Raw genomic sequence first — 19,683 nt, forward strand, 5'->3', positions numbered from 1 at the left:
CACCATGACTTCATCCAGCCCCACCGTTGACACGCTCGCGCCGCCAGCAGTCGAACCGCTGCGAATAGGCCCGCTCACCCTCGACGTACCCGTAGTGCTCGCGCCGATGGCCGGCATCACGAATACCGCGTTCCGTCGGCTGTGCCGAGAATATGGTGCCGGTCTGTTCGTGAGCGAAATGATCACCTCGCGGGCGCTCGTGGAACGCAACACGGAGACGATGCGGCTGATCACCCACCATGAGAGCGAAACCACCCGGTCCATCCAGCTGTACGGTGTCGACCCGAAAACGGTCTCCGAAGCCGTGACGATGCTCGTCGCCGAGGACCGCGCCGACCACATCGATCTTAATTTCGGCTGCCCGGTGCCCAAAGTCACCCGCAAGGGCGGGGGAGCGGCCCTGCCCTGGAAGATCGGCCTGTTCCGTCAGATAGTCGAAGCCGCTGTCACCGCGGCCGGCGCGGTTCCGCTCACCGTGAAAATGCGCAAGGGCATCGACGCCGACCACCTCACCTATCTGGAAGCCGGCAAGGCGGCTGCCGGAGCCGGCGTCGCATCCATCGCCCTGCACGGTCGCACGGCCGCGGAGTTCTACTCCGGCCACGCCGATTGGTCCGCCATCGAAAAACTCAAGAACGCGATCAGCGATGTGCCGGTGCTCGGCAACGGCGACATCTGGTCAGCCGACGACGCCGTGCGCATGGTGCGCGAGACCGGCTGCGACGGTGTCGTGGTCGGACGCGGCTGCCTCGGCCGTCCCTGGCTGTTCGGCGACCTCGCCGCGGCGTTCCGCGGCCAACAACTCAAGGCCGAGCCGGGCCTCGGCCAGGTCATCAACGCGTTCCGCCGCCATGCCGAACTGCTCACCGAGTACTTCGACAGCGAAGACCGTGCCTGCCGCGACATCCGCAAGCATGTCGCCTGGTACTTCAAGGGTTACCCGGTGGGTGGTGACCTGCGTTCGAGCCTGGCCATGGTGCAGTCCCTGGCGCAGCTCGATGACCTGCTCGGAACTCTGGACGCGTCGCTGCCCTACCCGGGCGCCGACGTCGAGGGGCCGCGCGGTCGCGCGGGAACACCGAAGAAGCCGTCCTTGCCGGAGCGCTGGCTCGAGTCGCAGGACCTTCTCGGCGCGCAACGACTGAATTTGACCGAGGGCGAAGGGGACACCAGCGGTGGCTAACAAGACCGGATACAGCGAGACCGACGAGGCCCGCTGGTTTCCCGAAGAGCACTACTCGCGGCGCAGCGATTTCGCCCGCGACCGGGCGCGCCTGCTGCATTCGAGCGCCCTGCGCCGCCTCGCGGCCAAAACGCAGGTGCTCAGCCCCACGGCCGGTCTCGACTTTGCCCGCAATCGGCTGACCCACTCGCTCGAGGTCGCCCAGGTCGGGCGGGAAATCGCCTCACGCCTCAACGTCGACCCCGACATCGTCGATACCGCCTGCCTGGCGCACGACATCGGGCATCCGCCGTTCGGCCATAACGGTGAGAAGGCGCTCAGCCTGTGGTCCGAAGACATCGGCGGCTTCGAGGGCAACGCGCAGACCCTGCGGCTGCTCACCCGGCTCGAACCGAAGGTGTTCGGCCCCGACGGCCACAGCTATGGCCTCAACCTCACCCGGGCGAGTCTCGACGCGAGCTGCAAATATCCGTGGCCAGAGGGATCCTCGGTCTACGACCCGAGTGGGCGTGCCAAGTTCGGTTTCTACCAGGACGACATCGCCGCGTTCGAGTGGCTGCGCGAGGGCGCACCCGATCGTCAGCTCTGCATCGAAGCCCAGGTGATGGACCTTTCCGACGACATCGCCTACAGCGTGCACGACTTCGAAGACGCCATCGTCAACGGATACGTCGACGTGGCAGCACTGAGTAGTCGTGTTAATCACGACGAACTCCTCGCGACGATGTCGGAATGGATCGGCGACGAAACCAGCGCCGACGATCTCGCGACCGCCTTCAACCGGCTCGACTCCCTCGATGTCTGGATGGACTCCTGGACCGCAGGGCGCCGCGACCAGGGGCACCTCAAGAACCTCACGAGCCAGCTCATCGGCCGGTTCAGCGGTGCCGCCGTGCACGCCACCAAGGAGGCGCATCCCGGCGCGAACATGCTGCGCTTCGGGGCCAACGTGATCGTGCCGCGCGAGATTCAGGCCGAAATCTCGGTGCTCAAGGGAATCGTCGCCGCGTTCGTCATGACCCGCAACACCCGCAAGCCCATCTATGTGCAGCAGCGGCAGGTGCTCACCCTGCTCGCCGAGACCCTGCATCAGTCCGGCGACGAACACCTCGACCCCGGTTTTCGCGAGGACTGGCAGGCTGCCACCGACGATGCCGCCCGCAAGCGCGTCATCGTCGACCAGGTCGCAAGCCTGACCGACCAGTCCGCGCTGGCCTGGTACGAGCGCCTGGTGCAGGGCTAGCCCGCGTCCCTAACCTCCCTAACCCTTCCCACCAACCCTTTCCGGGCCCGGGCCCGGAAACCGGGCCCACGATAGAGCATGGGCCCAATTTCTGAACATGGGCCCAGCGCCAAACACGTTCTGAACCGCGGCGGGGGTGGGGTGTCCGCGGGGGTTGCGAGTTTTGAGTGTTTCCGGGGCGGTGTTCCCGGAAATGCTCGATGTCTGAGCGAGGAGCGGATATCCCATTCCCACCGGTCTCGAAAACGGCCACGTAGAGGAATGCCGTCGCCCACGCGGAACCGAACCTGTCAGACCGAGAAGATAGAATTCAGACATGGCTGGACTGATTCGACAAAGTGACATCGAAGAGGTCAAGGCCCGCACCAACATCGCCGACATCATCGGTGACTACGTCACCCTGAAGTCCGCCGGCGTCGGTTCGATGAAGGGCCTCTGCCCCTTCCACGACGAGCGCAGCCCGAGCTTTCATGTGCGCCCGCAGGTTGGTTTTTACCACTGCTTCGGTTGTGGTGAAAGCGGCGACGTCTACTCCTTTCTGCAAAAGATGGACCACGTCAGCTTCAGCGAAGCCGTCGAACGCCTCGCCGGCCGGGTCGGCCTCGATCTGCACTACGAAGACGGCTCCGGCGCAGCCCCCGACCATGGCAATCGCGCCCGCCTGCTCGCTGCCAACCAGGCAGCCTCCGAGTTCTTCATCGACCAGCTCGGCAGCGCTGGCGCCGACGTGGGCCGGGCCTTCCTCGGCCAGCGTGGTTTCGATGCGGCCGCCGCGACCCGCTTCGGCGTCGGCTTCGCGCCGAAGAGTTGGGACGAGCTCACCAACCACCTGCGCGGTCGCGGATTCACCACCGAAGAATTGACCCTCTCCGGCCTGGTCTCCAGCGGCGACCGGGGAATCTACGACCGATTCCGCGGCCGTCTGGTCTGGCCGATTCGCGACATCACCGGCCAGACCATCGGCTTCGGCGCCCGCAAACTGCTCGACGATGACAAAGGGCCCAAATACCTGAACACCCCGGAGTCGCCGGTCTACCACAAGGCCCAGGTGCTCTACGGGCTCGACCTTGCCAAACGCGACATCTCCCGCAGCCACCAGGTCGTCGTGGTCGAGGGCTACACCGACGTGATGGCCTGCCACCTGGCCGGCATCACGACGGCCGTCGCCACCTGTGGAACCTCCTTCGGCGTCGACCACATCAAGGTGCTTCGGCGGGTGCTCGGCGACGACTCGGGCGTCGGCGAAGTCGTGTTCACCTTCGACCCGGATGCCGCCGGCCAGAAGGCCGCCATGCGTGCGTTCAGCGAAGAGCAGCGGTTCTCCGCCCAAACCTACGTGGCGGTTGGACCGGAGGGACTCGATCCCTGTGACCTGCGCCTGCAGCGCGGTGATGACGCCGTGCGTCGGCTGGTCGACTCCAAGAAGCCCATGTTCGAGTTTATGATTCGGCAGATTCTCTCCCAGTACAACCTCGACACCGTCGAGGGTCGCGCCGCCGCACTGCGCGCCGCCGCCCCCGTCGTCGGCGAAATTCGTGATCCCGTGCTGCGGCCCGGTTACACGCGCGAACTAGCCCGCATGCTCGGCGTCGACATGGGAGACGTCGCGAAGGCCGTCACCAACGCCCAGTCCGGCGCGCGGGCCTCGGCGAGCGGCGGCCCGAACGCGCCCCGGCATGCCGGGGTGGTCGAAGTGTTGCCGGAGCGTCCGTTCTCGCTCGTCGAATTGCCGACCGACCCGGTCACCCGGCTCGAACGGGACGGCCTCATGGCCATGCTGCAACGGCCCACTCTGATCGGCCGGGACATCCTCGACAGCGCGGTGCAGACATCCTTTGCGAACAGTTCACTCGCGGTCGTGCGCGACGCGATCGCCGCCAGTCTGGCGCACTTCGAAGCGACCGACTGGCTCGATCGGGTGGTCTCCGAAGTGCCAGACACCTTCAAGAACCTCGTGCAGGAACTCGCCATGGCGAACCTGCCCGAACGCACCGAAAAAGACGTCGCCCGCTACGTACGCGATATCACGATCGTGCTCATCGACAAGGACCTGCTCCGGCTCAAGGCCGAGTTGCTCGGCCGCCTCCAACGAGCGGATGCCGCCGACACCGAGATGTACCGCACCCTCCAGCGCGAACTGGTGCGGGTCGAAGCCGAGCGACGAGCCCTCCGCGACGAATGACCCGGCCACCGGTCTCTTTGCCTGCGGCACCAACATCTGAGCGCAAAATCTCAAACTGCAACACATGAGCCCGTGATTGTTGCAGATATGTAAAGAAGCTGCGGTTGATCGTGGCGATCTGCGAATTCTGTGCTAATTCTTGGCTAACAGCAATGAGCAGCTGCGCCCATTTTCGGGTTCTCCTGGTCATGAGACTTCTACAGGAAGAGGACGACGGATATGACATCCGCATTCACTAACGGCAAGCGCGCTCTCGCTGCCACAGCCGGACTCGCCGCTGCGGCGCTGTTTCTGGCCGGCTGCTCCGCGGGCGGTTCCACCACCAGCACCTCCGGCAGTACGATCACGGTCGGTACTACCGACAAGATCACAGTGCTCGACCCGGCCGGGTCCTATGACGCGGGGTCGTTCGCCGTGCAGACCCAGGTGTTTCCGTTCCTCATGAACAGCCCGTACGGTACGTCTGATGTCGAGCCTGACATCGCAACCAAGGCTGAATTCACCTCGCCGACCGAGTACACGGTCACGCTCAAGCCCGACCTGAAATGGGCCAACGGAAACGCGCTGACGTCCTCGGATGTCAAGTTCAGCTTCGACCGCCAGCTCGCCATCAACGACGCCAGCGGCCCTGCAGTTCTGCTGTATAACTTCGACAGCGTCGCTACCCCCGACGACACCACTGTGGTATTCACGTTGAAGGCCGCCAACGATCAGGTCTTCCCGCAGATTCTCTCCAGCCCTGCCGGAGCGATCGTCGATGAGGAGACATTCTCGGCTGATGCCCTCACCCCGGACGATGACATCGTCAAGGCGAAAGCGTTCGCCGGCCAGTACGAGCTCACCACCTACAACTTCAACAGCCTTCTCGCCTACAAGGCCTACGAGGGCTACCAGGGCCTGCTCGGCCCGGCAAAGACAGAGAACATCAACGTGAAGTACTTCACGGATGCCTCCAACATGAAGCTCGACATTCAGGAAGGAAACATCGACGTTGCATGGCGCAGCCTGTCGGCCACCGATGTCGACGACCTGCGCGGTAACGACAAAGTGAAGGTGGTTGACGGTCCCGGTGGCGAGATTCGCTACATCACCTTCAACTTCAACACCCAGCCGTTCGGTGCAACGACCGCTGAGGCCGATCCGGCCAAGGCCCTCGCCGTGCGCACCGCCGTTGCTGATGTCGTCGATCGTGAAGAATTGGCCGATCAGGTCTACAAGGGCAGCTATTCCACGCTGTACTCCTACGTTCCTGACGGTCTGACCGGCGCCAACGAGTCCCTTAAGGGCCTCTACGGCGACGGCGAAGGCGGCCCGGACGTCGACAAAGCCAAGGCCGCGCTTGATGCTGCCGGTGTAACGACCCCCGTCGTGCTGAACCTGCAGTACAACACCGATCACTACGGCCCCGGCTCGAGCGACGAGTACGCGTTGATCAAGAACCAGCTCGAGTCCTCCGACCTGTTCACGGTCAACCTGCAGTCCACCGAGTACGTGCAGTACTCAAAGGATCGCGTTCTCGACCTGTACCCGATCTTTCAGCTGGGCTGGTTCCCGGACTACTCCGACGCCGACAACTATCTCAACCCGTTCTTCGGCCAGGACAGCTTCTTGAAGATCCACTACGAGAACCAGGAAGTCATCGACCTCATCACGGAGCAGGCCGTCACCGGCGATGCCGCAGCCCGCACCGCACTGATCGAAGAAATCCAGGACAAGGTTGCAGCCGACCTGCCGACCATTCCGCTTCTACAGGGATCGCAGATCGCCATCACCGGAACAAGCGTCACGGGTACCGAAGACACCCTCGACGCGTCCTTCAAGTTCCGCTACGGCGCCCTATCCAAGGGATAAGTAGTTGAGCGACTAGAGTTTTCTCTAGTTTGAACTCCGGGGGCGTCCAGCTAATCACCACGCTGGACGCCCCCGATTCTTTTTGCAAATCGTGAGGTAGTTATGACCACTGTGGCCGTGAAGCCATCCGTTCCCGTTGGTGGACGTGTTTCAAAGAAGAAGACCAGCCCTGGTGGAGGAATCGGTCGGTATCTCCTGATTCGGTTCTTGCTCATCTTTCCCACGATCTTCATCCTGGTGTCGATGGTGTTCTGGCTGATGCGCACCACCGGCGACCCCATTACGGCCGCCCTGGGCGGTAAATTGCCCCCCGAGCAGCTGGCCGAGCGAATTCAGGCGGCCGGGTACGACCGACCGATTATTGTGCAGTACTTCGAATACCTCGGCCAGGTTTTCACCGGTAACTTCGGAACCACCATCAGCACGAACCGGCCGGTGTCCGAAGTGCTCCTGACCTATGGGTCGGCGACCGCCGAGCTTGTCTTCTACGCGCTCATCGTCGCCTTCGTGATCGGGATCCCACTCGGAATGGTCGCCGCCTATTGGCGGGACAAGGCACCGGATGCCTTCCTCCGCGTGTTCGCCATCCTCTGCTATGCCACCCCGGTCTTCTTTGCCGGTCTGCTGCTGAAGCTCGTTTTTGCCGTATGGCTCAACGTGCTTCCCGTTGCCGGCCGATCCACGACCGGGTCGGAGCTCCAATTGCAGCTACTACCCAATCCAACCGGCATCTACACGATCGATGCCTTGCGCACCGGTGACCCCGCAGTACTCGGCGACGTACTCGCGCATGCAGTCCTGCCAGGTGTGGCTCTTGGGCTGTTGACCGCCGGCGTCTTTCTCCGGCTCGTGCGCACCAACGTCATCGGTACGCTGGGCACCGACTATGTGGATGCCGCCCGCTCGCGTGGTGTCAACGAGTTCCGGCTGGTGAGCAAGCACGCCTACCGACCAGCACTTATCCCGATCATCACCGTCATCGGCCTGCAAATTGCCCTTCTGCTGGGCGGTGCGGTGTTGACCGAAACCACCTTCGAATGGCAAGGCCTCGGCTTTATGCTCATCGAATTCATTAAGGCCCGCGACTTCGTGGCCGTGCAGGGAATCGTGGCGCTCCTCGCCGTGATCGTTGCCCTATCCAACTTCATCGTGGACATCATTGCCGCGCTCATCGACCCGCGAGTGAGGTACTAGTCATGACAACACTCACTACCGAAGCCACGAACGTGCCCAAGGCCCCGCTGTGGACCCGGCTGCCCGTCGTGCACCAACTCCGCCAGAGCATCGGCCTGCAACGGGGCATGCTCGTGGTCGGCCTCATCATCACCGGTGTGTTCATCCTGACGGCAATTTTCGCTCCCCTCCTCGCACCGTACGGCTACAGCCAACTCCGCGGTGATAACGGTCTTTTCGGGGCGCAGCAGGCACCGAGCGGGGAACACCTGCTCGGCACCACCGTCGGCGGCTACGACGTGCTCTCCCGCGTGATCTGGGGTTCGCAAACCGCGATCACCGTCATGGTCGTCGCTGTGCTGCTGTCGATCTTCGCCGGCGTGGCCCTCGGCCTCGTCTCCGGCTACTTCGGAGGCTGGCTCGACCGCGTGCTCGTCGTCATCTGCGACGCCGTCTACGCCTTCCCGGCGCTGTTGCTCGCCATCGTCATGGGCATCGTCATCTCCGGCGGTCGCTCCGACCTCTTCGGCGGCATCCTCGCAGCGGCGATCTCGATCACCGTCGTGTTCATTCCACAGTATTTCCGAGTGATCCGCGCCGAAACCGTGCGCATCAAGGCCGAGGCCTACGTCGAGTCGGCGCGAGTGCTCGGTGCCAGCAATGGTCGCATCATGTTCCGTCACGTACTGCGCAATGCGACTCGCACGCTGCCGTTGATCTTCACGCTCAACGCGTCGGAGGCGCTGCTGACCCTGGCCGGCCTCGGCTTCATCGGCTTCGGTATTGAACCGTCTTCCGCCGCCGAGTGGGGCTACGACTTGAACAAATCGCTCTCCGACGTCTCGAGCGGCATCTGGTGGACCAGCCTGTTCCCCGGGCTAGCCATCGTGCTCGTCGTTCTCGGCATCACCCTGGTCGGTGAAAGCCTCAACGACCTCGCCGACCCGCGCCTGCGCAGTCGGCGCGCCCCAGGCAAGACCGCAGTGGCCCCCATTACTCCGGCCGAGATACGTGACCCGGCCGGACGCATCGATCCGAGTGGAATTTACGGTTCCCTGAGCACTCCGCGAGTACGATCAGACGGATTGGAATCCACCTCATGACCGACGTCGTACGCATCGACAACCTCAATGTGACCTTCGCGACCGACGGCGGTGCCGTCAAGGCGGTCGACGGTGTGAGCCTGCGGGTCGCCCCCGGGGAGGTGCTCGCCATCGTGGGGGAGAGCGGCAGCGGCAAGACCGTCACCGCGAAGACCATCCTCGGTCTGCTCCCGGAAACAGCCATCGCCCGCGGCGCCGTCATCCTGAGCAGCAAGGACGGCTCCAACTCGAACGATGTTCTCGCCGTGAGCAAGCAGAAGCTGCGCCAGCTGCGCGGAACGGACGTTTCCATGGTGTTCCAGGAGCCGTCCACGGCCCTGAACCCGGTGTTCACCGTCGGCTGGCAGATCGCCGAGGGCATCCGCTCACACGGTGAATTCACCAGGAAGCAGGCCCGCGCCAAAGCGATTGAAATTCTTGGCCGGGTCGGCATTCCAGACCCGGAGAGCCGCGTCGACTACTACCCACACCAGTTCTCCGGGGGGCAGAAGCAGCGAGTGGTCATCGCCATGGCCCTCGTGCTCGACCCCGGGCTGATCGTGGCCGACGAACCGACCACCGCCCTGGACGTGACGGTGCAGGCCGAGATTCTCGACCTGCTGCGCCGCTGCCGCGACGAATTCGGTACCGCCATTGTGCTCATCACCCACAATATGGGTGTCGTCGCCGACCTCGCCGACCGCGTGGTCGTGATGTACGAGGGCAAAATCGTCGAAGAGGCCCTCGCCCAGGAGCTGTTCTCCAACCCGCAGCACGACTACACGAAGCGCCTCCTCGGCTCGGTCCCTCACGTCGGTCACGGGACGACGCGGGCATCCGCTCGGTTGGCCGCTCGGGAGCCCGATTGGGTCGACCAGGCGCCGGTCGTCGTCGCCGATCACCTGGAAATTCAGTATCCGGGCCGACTCGGCAAGCCCGGGTTCACCGCCGTCGACGGGGTGAGTTTCGTCATCCGGTCGGGCGAGGTCCTCGGTCTGGTCGGCGAGAGTGGATCGGGAAAAACCACGATCGGCCGGGCCATGGGCGGGCTGACCCGGGTCACCGGCGGTTCGCTGACCGTTCATGGCCACGAGATGAACGGATTCAAGGAGCGCGCCTTCAAAAAGGTGCGCAGCGACATCGGCTTCGTCTTTCAGGACCCGGCGTCGAGCTTCAACCCGCTGCTCACGATCGCTGAGTGCGTGGCCGAACCGCTCGTGGTGCACGGGCGGGCGGCCAATCCTCGCGCCGCCCGCAAACGCGTCAACGAGTTGCTCGAGGCGGTGCAGCTGCCGCGCACGTTCGGTGATCGTTACCCGCACGAGCTCAGCGGTGGACAGCGTCAGCGAGCCAGCCTGGCTCGTGCCCTGGCCCTGGAACCGAGCCTGCTCATCGCGGACGAGCCGACGAGTGCCCTCGACGTGTCGGTGCAGGCGAAAGTGCTCGAATTGTTCGCTGAGATCCAGGCGGAATTCGGGTTCGCGGCCCTGTTCATCAGCCACGACCTCGCCGTCGTCGACATTCTCGCCGATCGCATCGCCGTGCTGTACAAGGGAAAACTGGTCGAGGAAGGCACCGGTGCCGAGGTTCTCGGTGCCCCGAAAGACCCGTACACCCAGCGGCTGCTCGCCTCACTGCCGGTTCCTGATCCGGCTGCGCAGGCACTGCGGAGGGGTGAACTCCTCTTGTTGCGTGCGGCAGGATAGACCCTATGAGGCATGGCGCGGCATCCGTTCCCCCGATTACCACGAGCGATCTGACGGTCGAATACCCGCCGCACGGGGCGAGCCCGGCGTTTGTCGCGGTGCACGGGTTCACCCTGCGCATCGCGCCGGGCGAGGTGGTGGGGCTGCTCGGTGAGAGCGGCTCCGGCAAGAGCACTCTCGCCCGGGTGCTCTCGGGCGACGCCTTCGTGAGCGACGCCGCCGGCATGCGCCCCCAGATCACCGGGGGAGAAGCAACCGTGCTCGGGTTCGGTTTGCGCCGCATCAGCAAGCGCAAGCTGACCCGGCTCACCTTCGGAGTCGGGCTGCTGGCCCAGGACGCCGCAGACACCCTGCCGTCGACCATGACGGTGGCCGAGATTGTGGCCGAGCCGGTGCTCGAACGGGATCGGCGCTACAACCGTCGCGCGCTCGGCGTCCGGGTGGCCACCATGATCGACGCGGTGCGCCTCCCATTGGCCGTTCTCGGTCAGTACCCCTACGAGCTCTCCAGCGGCCAACGGCAGCGTGTTGCGCTGGCCCGGGCGCTCGTCTTCGGCCCGGCACTGTTGATCGCTGACGAGCCCACCGCGGGCGTTGACGTTCTGGTGCGTGACGCTGTGATCGACCTGATCAGCGAGCTGCAGCAGGAGCGTGCCTTCTCAGCGCTGGTGATCAGCAGCGACCTGGCCGTGCTGCGCCGCGTCGCCGACCGCATCGGCGTCATGCATCAAGGTGTGTTGGTCGGTCTCGGTACCATCGACGAGGTGTTTCGTGACCCCTGGCACCCCTACGTGCGCGGTCTCGCCGCCGCCCTGCAGCCCGAGATCGATCTCGCTGGTACCGATGCCGTCCCTGGCGTTGCCGTTGGCGACATGGGTGATGAATCGGATACTGCGGTCGGGAGTTAAGGCGGGTCGCGACCGATCGCATCCGCTGTGAAGCTTGACCGGTCGCGCCCGGGCCGACACGCCCGACCGGCTTGTGGAGCAGGAGACTGCTCAATTGTTGACCCTGGCCTACTTTTCGGGGCCTGTACGGGATTTGAGCCGTCAGATCGGTCACGTGAAGGCAGTCGGAACCCGACGTGGTTTTGGCACAGCGAGAAACCTTGGTAAAGTAGCAACGCTGTTCACAGCATTCCTCGATAGCTCAATTGGCAGAGCAGCGCACTGTTAATGCGCAGGTTCTTGGTTCGAGTCCAAGTCGGGGAGCGAAAGGCCACTCAGGGCTCCACCCCGGGTGGCCTTTTTTGTCGGCTTGTTTTGTCCGGACAAAAAAGTTTCTTCCCAATTTGTATGGCTTCGGCACAAGAGACGGCGGACAGCGTGGATTTCTCGCAACTCCTGGTACCGGCACTCGGCGTACTCTCCGGGGCGCTCCTCGTGCTCTGGACCATCGCCCTGCTGCGTTCACGCCGGGTCATCTTCGACCGGAATGCCGCCGAACGTGTGCGCATCGAACTGGAGCTCTCCCTCGCTGAGCAACAAGGCCGTCTGGCCATCATCCGTGAACTGCAGGACGGCGCCGTGCTCACCATCGCCCGTCTCATCACCCGGGCCGAGGGCGCTCGCTACACCGCTGAGAGTGACCCCTCCACGGCGGTACGCGCCGCCACCGCCCTCGTCGACGACGGCCGAGTGGCCCTCGCCGATATGCGCCGCGTGCTCACCATCGTGCGCGAGGGGGAAACCGTTGGGGCGCTGCAGCCCGGTCCGCAGTCGACTCGCGACCTGTTCCGCGTGATGCGTGACGCCGGACTCGTGGTGAGTTTCATCGAGTCCGGCGATCGTTTCGCCCTGAAGGCGGGTGCCGAGCTCGCCATCTTCCGCATCCTGCAGAGCGCCCTCTCGAACGCGCTCAAGCACGGTGGCGTCGGCACCGAAGCGAGGGTGTCGTTCACCTGGACTCGGGACGGGCTGCAGCTGCTCGTCGACGATGACGGCATCCGTGCCGCCGCGCGTCGCGATGGCAAGGACGCCGGCGAACAGGTTGCCCGCACCCCGTACACGATCGAGGACGACCTCAAGGCCCTCAGCGAAAGCATTGCCGGCCCAGGCATCACACAGATGCGCGAACGGGCACAGTTGTTCGGCGGCGTGTTCAACGCAGGAACAGTTCCCGGGCTGGGCTTCTCGGTCTCGGCAGTCTTCCCGTCGCTGCGCTTTCACAACGGCGTGCACGGCGTCGACCTCTCCCGGTGACCCAGGAACCCCTCACCGTGCCCGCTGCCCACTGGGTCGACGAGCATCGCCAGCAGCGGCTGGCCGTTCGTGAGGGGCTGGCGGTGGGGCTCGCGACCGCTGCCTACGGGGTGTCCTTCGGCGCGCTGTCAGTCGCTGCCGGACTGGATATCTGGCAGACCAGCTTCATCAGCATCGTCATGTTCTCCGGCGGTTCCCAATTCGCCCTCATCGGCGTGCTCGCCGCCGGCGGCGTCGCCGCTGGTCCGGCAGCCATCGCGAGCGCTGCCCTGCTCGGGGTGCGGAACGGCATCTACGGCATGCGCACCGCCCCGATCGTCGGCAGCGGGCTCTGGAAACGGCTCGCCGCCGGGTGGATCACCATCGACGAATCCACCGCGGTCGCCCTCGCCCAGCCGACATCACGCAGCCGCCGGGTCGGATTCTGGGTCACCGGCCTGGCCGTCTTCATCGGCTGGAACGCGACCACCCTGCTCGGTGCACTGATCGGCGACGCCCTCGGCGACACCCGGGCCTACGGGCTCGACGCTGCCGCCGCAGCAGCCTTCGTCGGCCTGCTCTGGCCTCGCCTCAAGCGGATGCAGGCGATCGCCGTCGCCGTCGCCGCTGCCGTCGTCGCTGCCACGCTCACCCCGGTGCTCATGCCGGGGCTGCCCGTGCTGGTCGCCGCCCTCGTGGCCGTGGTGGTCGGCCTGTTCAACTGGCTGGGGGCGCCTGCAAGGCCGGGGACGGCAGCCACTCGCCAGGGACTGCGCTCGTGACTCTGTGGCAGATCATCATTGCGGCGTCGATCGCCGTGCTCGCGCTCAAACTCGCCGGCTACCTCGTGCCGCCGGCCCTGTTGGCGAAGCCAACGCCGTCGCGCATCGCTGACCTTCTTACCGTGGCCCTGCTGGCGGCGCTGATCGCAGTGCAGACGCTCGGCAGCGGGCAGGCGCTCACCCTGGACGCCCGCATTCCGGCCGTCATCGTGGCGGCCGGCCTCTTCGCGATCAAGACGCCGTTCATCGTCGTGGTGATCGTCGCGGCGCTGGTCGCTGCCGGCCTGCGCGCCCTGACCTGACGGCCTCAGCCCTCGAGATTGTCGATCCCCGGCGTCCAGCTCAGGCCAGGCACGCCCCAGCTCTTCTTGCGCTCGACCTTGGCGGCCATTTTCGCGTAGACGTGCTCGAGACGATCAATATACAGCGTGCCGTCGAGGTGGTCATACTCGTGCTGGAAGATGCGGGCGAGCCAGCCATCCGCTCGAATCTCAAACGGATGCTGCTCGGCGTCGACGGCCCGCAAAATGGCCGACTGGGCGCGTTTCAGGGGAAAACGCTCACCAGGAAAGGACAGGCACCCTTCGTCTTCGTCGACATCTTCATCGTCGACGGGCTCGGCGGAGACCGGCGTGATCCACAGCTCTGGGTTGATCGCGACTCCGCGCCAGGACACGTCGTCGTCATCCTGGTAGCTGTACGTGAAGAGGCGGAGCCCCACTCCCACCTGCGTGGCGGCGAGACCGACCCCGGGTGCAGCATCCATCGTCTCGAACATGTCTCGCACCAATTCACGCAAATCGTCGTCGAAATCGACGACGGGAGCGGCGGGGGAGTGGAGAACGGGGTCACCTGAAATAACTATCGCGCGTACGGCCATTTCTCCAGAATATCGGCAAGCTTGTCGATAGGGTCATGAAGTGACCTCTGACCTAACCGATCTGGCGACAGAAATCGCCATTGATCCGCGGCAGGCCATCGGAATTCCGCTGGCCCTGGTCGGTGCCGTCTTCCTGTCCCTCGGCGCCCAATTTCAGCACCGTGGCGTTTCCAAGGTCGAGGCGCGCACCGAAGAGGTCACCGGCGGACTCAACGTGCGCCAGCTCACTTTGCTGCTCGCGCGGCCCAGCTGGGTGTTCGGGTCGCTCATGCTCGGCCTCGCAATCGTGTTCCAACTCACGAGCCTCGCGTTCGCCCCCATCATTGTCGTTCAGCCGCTCGGAGCGGTCGCTCTCGTTATCACGGCCGTTCTGAATGCCCGCGTCAGCAAGGTCAAACTCAACCGGGCCAGCGTCATCGCCATCTCGATGTGCGTGGGCGGAGTCGGCCTGTTCGTGACCGTGGCAGCGTTCACCGCCGTGGACAAGCCGGTCACAGACCAAAACCTGGTGACGATCCTCATCGTTCTTGCGGTCGTCCTTCTAGCGTTCGCACTCGCCTTCGGTTTTCTGCGGCGTCGATCGCAGGCAATCTTCTATATTCTCGGTGCGGGAGTGCTCTACGGGTTCGTGGCAACCCTCGCCAAGGTCGTCATTAATCGAACTCAGAACGGCAACTTCGAGTGGCTGACCCTGACCTGCGTGCTCGGGCTGTTGCTCGCGGCCGCACTGGGGGCGTACTTTGTTCAGAACGCCTATGCGTCGGGCCCACCGGATCTCGTCATTGCGGGGCTCACCGTCGTCGACCCGCTGGTCGCGGTCGGAATCGGAATCGTCGTACTCGGCGAAGCCAGCCAGGCCCCCCCGGCAGCAGCGGGGGCGTTCGTCGTCGCCGGGGCGATCGCTATTTGGGGAGTATTCCTGTTGGCCCGCTACCACCCCCAACTCGATCGCTGACGTGCGAAAAATTTTGGGCCGCCACGGTGCGGGACACCGCGAGGAGGGCACGGTTTAGAATAGTGTTCGAGTGCGCAGCGTCACTTTCGCCAACCGCACCCGAGATTACCTGCCGGACGATGATCCCCGGCCCAACAACGTAGGGACCACTCCACTTGTCAGATTCGACCGACTTGCTGAGCAGCCCGACCCCGGGCGAAGCGCCCAGGAGCGCTGCGAGCGCGCCGCCCGAGCAAGCGCGCATTCGCGTGCTCATCGCCGCCGACACGTTTGCCCCCGATGTGAACGGTGCTGCCCGATTTGCCGAGCGGCTCGCCGCCGGCCTGGTGGCCCGTGGCCACGAGGTTCAGATCATGGCCCCGGCCGCTTCGCGCAAGCACGGCAGTTGGACCGAGATGCACGAGGGCCAGCCGATGGTGGTGCACCGCCTGCACAGCTGGCGCTGGTATCCGCACGACTGGCTGCGTTTTGCCCTGCCCTGGCTGGTTCGCGGTGAGAGTCGGCGCATTCTCGACTCTTTCTACCCCGACGTCGTGCATTTTCAGTCGCACATCAACGTCGGGCGTGGCGTGTCCATCGAGGCGGCCAAGCGCGACATTCGCCTGGTCGGCACTAATCACTTCATGCCAGAGAACATGGTGAAGTTCTCCCTCGTACCGGTGGGTTTTCAAGATCGGGTGATTAAGGCCGCTTGGCGGGCCGCCCGCCGCACCTTCGGCCGCGCCGCCGCCGTCACCACCCCAACCCGGCGCGCCGCCCAGTTTCTGGAAAAGTACACCGGCCTCACCGGCGTGCACGCCATCTCCTGCGGCATCGACGCCGACAACTACGCACCGAACTTTGAGCCGCGCACCGAGAATCGTATTTTGTTCGTCGGCCGAGTCACCGGTGAAAAGCAGATCGACGTCTTGCTGCAGGCAGCGGCGCTGCTGTCGCCTGACCTCGACGTGCAGGTCGAGATTGTGGGCGGGGGCGATCAGAAACGCAACCTTGAGCACCTGGCCGACACCCTTGGCATCCGCTCGCGTGTCACGTTCACTGGTTACGTGACGGATGACGAGCTGCGCGCTGCCTATTCACGGGCCACCGTGTTCGCTATGCCGTCTATTGCCGAGTTGCAGAGCATCGCCACAATGGAGGCCATGGCCTCGGGACTTCCCATCGTGGCAGCCGATGCCATGGCGCTGCCGCACCTCGTGCACGATCGGGCCAACGGCTACCTGTTCAAGCCGAGCGACGCACAGGACCTCGCGGAAAAACTGACCGTGGTGCTCACTGCCCCGCCGGAACAGCTGGAGGCGCTCAAGCGGGAGTCGCTCAAGCTCATCGCCGCGCACGACATCAAGCGCACGCTGAACACGTTCGAATGCCTGTATCGTGGGGAGCCGGTGAGCGATCTGGTCACCAACGGCGCCTCGTCACAGACGCCGGGGTAGTCACGTATCTGTGGGTTCGACCGTTTGGTCGGGCCCTTTGGGGCGGTAGCTCAGCTGGTTAGAGCAGCGGACTCATAATCCGTCGGTCCCGGGTTCAAGTCCCGGCCGCCCTACTGTAAATTTGATCTGATCAAGGATTTTATCCAGCGAGAATCGTCGAGGTTTGATGATAAGAACATCGGTCCCGGGTTCAAATTTCAGGAGCTTCTCGAAAATATCTCTTGATCAGGTCTTCTGTACGACTGTGAGCGCATCAAGGTCGGCGAGTTTCGCCGTGGTTCTGGGTTCGAGTGTCAAGCCCGATCTTGAACTTATCCCTGATCAGGACTTTCCCCGCTACGCGGATGGCACGAGACTTGATGCAGCCATTGTTTATCCATTGTTTATTGAAAGATCGTCCTTGCTTTCACGTGCCCAGTGGCACTGCGCACGAACGGGTTCGACTTGCCTCGAGTCGCCTCGAGTGACCTCGATCAACTGGAGGCGCCTTCGGTTGTCCTCGCCGAGCGCCCTCTACAGTGGTGGCTCTTGCCGATCCCGACGCTGTTCTGTCGTTGCGCGACCGAGTCCCGTGTCTGGCAGTTCATATGCCCGCCTCAATGGCCCTTTCATTCAGTGAAAAGGATGTCTAGACTGGCTCTCACTCGGGTCGAATACGGTTCGTGATCATTCGGCACACACACGGACGTGGGGGTCAATTATGTTGGCTGGAAAAACTCGGTCGGTTTCGAGCAAGCTACTCGGCGTGATTGAGATCTTCACTGCAAGCGATGTCGCCCTGTCGTTGTCGGATATCGCCCGCAAGTCAGACTTGCCCTTGGCTACCACCCTTCGTTTCGTTCGTGAGTGGGTCGCGTGGGGTGGATTGATCCGGCTCGACGACGGACGTTACGCGGTCGGCACGAGATTGTGGGAGGTAGGAGTACAGGCTCCCAGTCTGCAATCGCTGAGGAACGCTGCCCTACCCTTCCTCGACGACCTCTTAGTGGGGACCCGACAGAATGCTCAATTGGCGATCCTTCAAGGTTTCGAGACGCTCTATGTCGAGAAGATTTCGGCCCGCAATTCGACGGTGCTCATGTCGCGTGTCGGAATGCGACTTCCATTACATGCCACCGGGGTTGGGCTCGTGCTGTTGGCAAATTCAGGCCAGAATTATATTGACGAGTACCTCGAACTGCCGCTCAAGAAATACACGGCGTGCACGGTCGTAGACCCTCGGCAGGTGCGACAACGACTCGCTTCAATTCGCGTGACGGGCTTTGTCCGGGCAGAAGAGGAGCTTCACTCGGGCGTTATTTCCCTGGCCGCTCCTGTTCATGATCGAAGCGGAAGGACAGTTGCTGCAATCTCAGCGGTTGTCTCGGTGGAGCAGCGCAATGACCGGTCGCTGGACATGATGGTTCGTGTTGCAGGCCTCGGCGTAAGTCGGGCGTTGGGTTTTCGCGGATCCCGTGTAGCGCCCTAGGCGCCTGTCAATCGATGACACGCTAAAGTCTCACCCCCGAGGGGACGAGCCGTCTTGCCTTAAGGCCTGGGGCACGCTGGAATGCGAATGAATAGTCTGAGACTTGCTTGCGATTCGGCAGCATCCATTGGCAAAGTGCAAAGTCTTTCATTCAGTGAAAATGCACTCGTAAACAGGTCGGTCCCGTATCTAGTCTGGAGTCGTTCACGACGGTGTGAACCAGACTGATTGGCGGATTATGAAATTCCCAGCTACCGGCCCTCTCACTTCAAGGTCCGGCCACAGAGGCCTTGCCGTAGTCGCTGCACTGTCCGCCACCGCCTTCGCACTGACCGGGTGCGCCCCTGCGGGGTCGGCGCCCAGTGATGATCTCGTTATCAAGATTGGGTATATTGCTCCGGTCACTGGTGCGTACGCGGGCTTCACGGATGGCGACCCGTACATGCTGAGCGTCGTTCGCAAGCAGTTTGCTGACGGAATCGACATCGACGGAAAGAACTACAGCGTCGAGATTCTTGACCGAGACTCCGGCTCCGATCCTGCCAAAACCGGCGAACTCGCCCAGCAGCTCATCACGACGGACAAAGTCGATTTGATTCTCGCCACATCCACTCCTGAAACGGTCAATCCGGTTATTGCACAGTGCGAGGCCAATGCGACTCCGTGCCTGACGACCATTGCGCCGTGGCAAGCTGTCGTCTTCGGTGGAGGTTTCAGTGCTGAGAAGCCGATGGCCTGGTCACACCACTACTTCTTCGGAATCGAGGGATTCGGTGAAGTCGAACCTGCTGCATGGGATCAGATCGACACGAACAAGAAGGTCGGCGTGCTGTGGCCCAATGACGCTGATGGCGGAGCATTTAGGGATCCTGTGAATGGCTATGGTCCGTTCGCGGAGAAGGCCGGTTACACGATCGTCGATCCGGGTCCGTATGAAAACGGAAACCAGGACTTCACTGCCATCATTTCCAAGTTCAAGGCTGAGGGCGTCGAGATTATCGCCGGCGTCCCCATCCCGCCCGATTTCGTGACCTTCTGGACCCAAGCAGCCCAGCAAGGATTCAAGCCGAAAGTCGCTACGATCGGAAAAGCTTTGTTCTTCCCTGCTACCGTGCCATCGATCCCCAACGACCTGGGCGAGGGCCTGGCGTTCACCACGTGGTGGGGACCGACCTTCCCCTACAAGTCCAGCTTTGATGGCACGACGCCAGCGCAATGGATCTCGAACTTCGAAGCCAGTCCCGAGGGCAAAGGACTGAGCTGGAACCAGGCAACTCCCGAGAATGTGTCTCTTTTCGAGGTCGCATCCGCTGCATTGCAAGCCGCGGGCAACCCGAACGACAAGGCTGCCGTGAATAAGGCCTTCGACACCATCAACATGATGACTCTTGCCGGAACGGTCGACTTCACAACGGGCCCCATGCAGGGCGTGGCAACGATCCCTACCGCGGTCGGCCAGTGGCAGAAGACTGACACCGGTGACTGGGAATGGGTCATCATCGAGAACAGCATGCTTCCCGACCTGCCGGTGGCGCGTTCCGCCGAGCCGCTCAACTAGCACC

General features: G+C 63.5%; 16 protein-coding genes and 2 tRNA genes. 17 read left to right on the forward strand and 1 reads right to left on the reverse strand.

Features of this window, described 5'->3' with window-relative positions:
* Nucleotides 1-4: 4 nt before the first annotated feature.
* The 12 genes from dusB (at nucleotide 5) to E3O06_RS15695 (ending at nucleotide 13,684) form a co-directional block, all read left to right on the forward strand.
* On the forward strand, nucleotides 5-1,183 hold the full coding sequence (dusB, locus tag E3O06_RS15640) for a tRNA dihydrouridine synthase DusB (RefSeq protein ID WP_134504289.1): 1,179 nt from the start codon (nucleotides 5-7) through the stop codon (nucleotides 1,181-1,183).
* Nucleotides 1,176-2,426, forward strand: coding sequence for a deoxyguanosinetriphosphate triphosphohydrolase (locus E3O06_RS15645; RefSeq protein WP_134504290.1), 1,251 nt, complete (start codon nucleotides 1,176-1,178; stop codon nucleotides 2,424-2,426). The genes dusB and E3O06_RS15645 overlap by 8 nt, the downstream gene beginning before the upstream one ends.
* A gap of 316 nt (nucleotides 2,427-2,742) precedes the next feature.
* Nucleotides 2,743-4,608, forward strand: a complete 1,866-nt coding sequence (gene dnaG / locus E3O06_RS15650; protein WP_134504291.1) for a DNA primase — start codon at nucleotides 2,743-2,745, stop codon at nucleotides 4,606-4,608.
* Nucleotides 4,609-4,827: 219 nt separating this feature from the next.
* Nucleotides 4,828-6,459: an ABC transporter substrate-binding protein gene (locus E3O06_RS15655; RefSeq protein ID WP_134504292.1), complete on the forward strand. Its 1,632-nt coding sequence runs from the start codon at nucleotides 4,828-4,830 to the stop codon at nucleotides 6,457-6,459.
* 102 nt (nucleotides 6,460-6,561) lie between these two features.
* Nucleotides 6,562-7,653: an ABC transporter permease gene (locus E3O06_RS15660; RefSeq protein WP_134504293.1), complete on the forward strand. Its 1,092-nt coding sequence runs from the start codon at nucleotides 6,562-6,564 to the stop codon at nucleotides 7,651-7,653.
* A gap of 2 nt (nucleotides 7,654-7,655) precedes the next feature.
* Nucleotides 7,656-8,735 (forward strand): ABC transporter permease, encoded by a 1,080-nt coding sequence (locus E3O06_RS15665; RefSeq protein ID WP_134504294.1) that lies wholly within the window; start codon nucleotides 7,656-7,658, stop codon nucleotides 8,733-8,735.
* Nucleotides 8,732-10,420 carry a dipeptide ABC transporter ATP-binding protein gene (locus E3O06_RS15670; RefSeq protein ID WP_134504295.1) on the forward strand — a complete coding sequence of 563 codons (1,689 nt, stop codon included), beginning with the start codon at nucleotides 8,732-8,734 and terminating at the stop codon, nucleotides 10,418-10,420. Before E3O06_RS15665 ends, E3O06_RS15670 begins: the two co-directional genes overlap by 4 nt.
* A gap of 5 nt (nucleotides 10,421-10,425) precedes the next feature.
* Complete coding sequence (locus E3O06_RS15675; protein ID WP_134504296.1) at nucleotides 10,426-11,328, forward strand: ATP-binding cassette domain-containing protein; 903 nt, start codon at nucleotides 10,426-10,428, stop codon at nucleotides 11,326-11,328.
* 230 nt (nucleotides 11,329-11,558) lie between these two features.
* Nucleotides 11,559-11,631: transfer RNA gene (locus E3O06_RS15680), tRNA-Asn, on the forward strand.
* A gap of 84 nt (nucleotides 11,632-11,715) precedes the next feature.
* On the forward strand, nucleotides 11,716-12,621 hold the full coding sequence (locus E3O06_RS15685) for a sensor histidine kinase (protein WP_134504297.1): 906 nt from the start codon (nucleotides 11,716-11,718) through the stop codon (nucleotides 12,619-12,621).
* Complete coding sequence (locus E3O06_RS15690) at nucleotides 12,618-13,382, forward strand: AzlC family ABC transporter permease (protein WP_420898891.1); 765 nt, start codon at nucleotides 12,618-12,620, stop codon at nucleotides 13,380-13,382. The genes E3O06_RS15685 and E3O06_RS15690 overlap by 4 nt, the downstream gene beginning before the upstream one ends.
* A complete protein-coding gene (locus E3O06_RS15695) occupies nucleotides 13,379-13,684 on the forward strand; it encodes an AzlD domain-containing protein (RefSeq protein WP_134504298.1) in 306 nt (101 codons plus the stop codon). Before E3O06_RS15690 ends, E3O06_RS15695 begins: the two co-directional genes overlap by 4 nt.
* A gap of 5 nt (nucleotides 13,685-13,689) precedes the next feature.
* On the opposite strand, the gene def is transcribed toward E3O06_RS15695, so the two are convergent.
* On the reverse strand, nucleotides 13,690-14,262 hold the full coding sequence (gene def, locus E3O06_RS15700; protein ID WP_134504299.1) for a peptide deformylase: 573 nt from the start codon (nucleotides 14,260-14,262) through the stop codon (nucleotides 13,690-13,692).
* Nucleotides 14,263-14,302: 40 nt separating this feature from the next.
* Between def and E3O06_RS15705 the strand changes: the two genes are divergently transcribed.
* From E3O06_RS15705 to E3O06_RS15725, 5 genes are all read left to right on the forward strand, one after another.
* Nucleotides 14,303-15,217: a DMT family transporter gene (locus E3O06_RS15705; RefSeq protein WP_134504300.1), complete on the forward strand. Its 915-nt coding sequence runs from the start codon at nucleotides 14,303-14,305 to the stop codon at nucleotides 15,215-15,217.
* Nucleotides 15,218-15,372: 155 nt separating this feature from the next.
* A complete protein-coding gene (locus tag E3O06_RS15710) occupies nucleotides 15,373-16,653 on the forward strand; it encodes a glycosyltransferase (protein WP_420898892.1) in 1,281 nt (426 codons plus the stop codon).
* Nucleotides 16,654-16,692: 39 nt separating this feature from the next.
* Nucleotides 16,693-16,766, forward strand: a tRNA-Ile gene (locus E3O06_RS15715).
* Nucleotides 16,767-17,398: 632 nt separating this feature from the next.
* Nucleotides 17,399-18,121, forward strand: a complete 723-nt coding sequence (locus E3O06_RS15720; protein ID WP_166788232.1) for an IclR family transcriptional regulator — start codon at nucleotides 17,399-17,401, stop codon at nucleotides 18,119-18,121.
* Between the two features lie 238 nt (nucleotides 18,122-18,359).
* A complete protein-coding gene (locus E3O06_RS15725) occupies nucleotides 18,360-19,679 on the forward strand; it encodes an ABC transporter substrate-binding protein (RefSeq protein WP_134504302.1) in 1,320 nt (439 codons plus the stop codon).
* Nucleotides 19,680-19,683 lie beyond the last annotated feature (4 nt).

Origin of the sequence: Cryobacterium glaciale, assembly GCF_004402535.1 — a bacterium.
Taxonomy (GTDB): Bacteria; Actinomycetota; Actinomycetes; order Actinomycetales; family Microbacteriaceae; genus Cryobacterium; species Cryobacterium glaciale.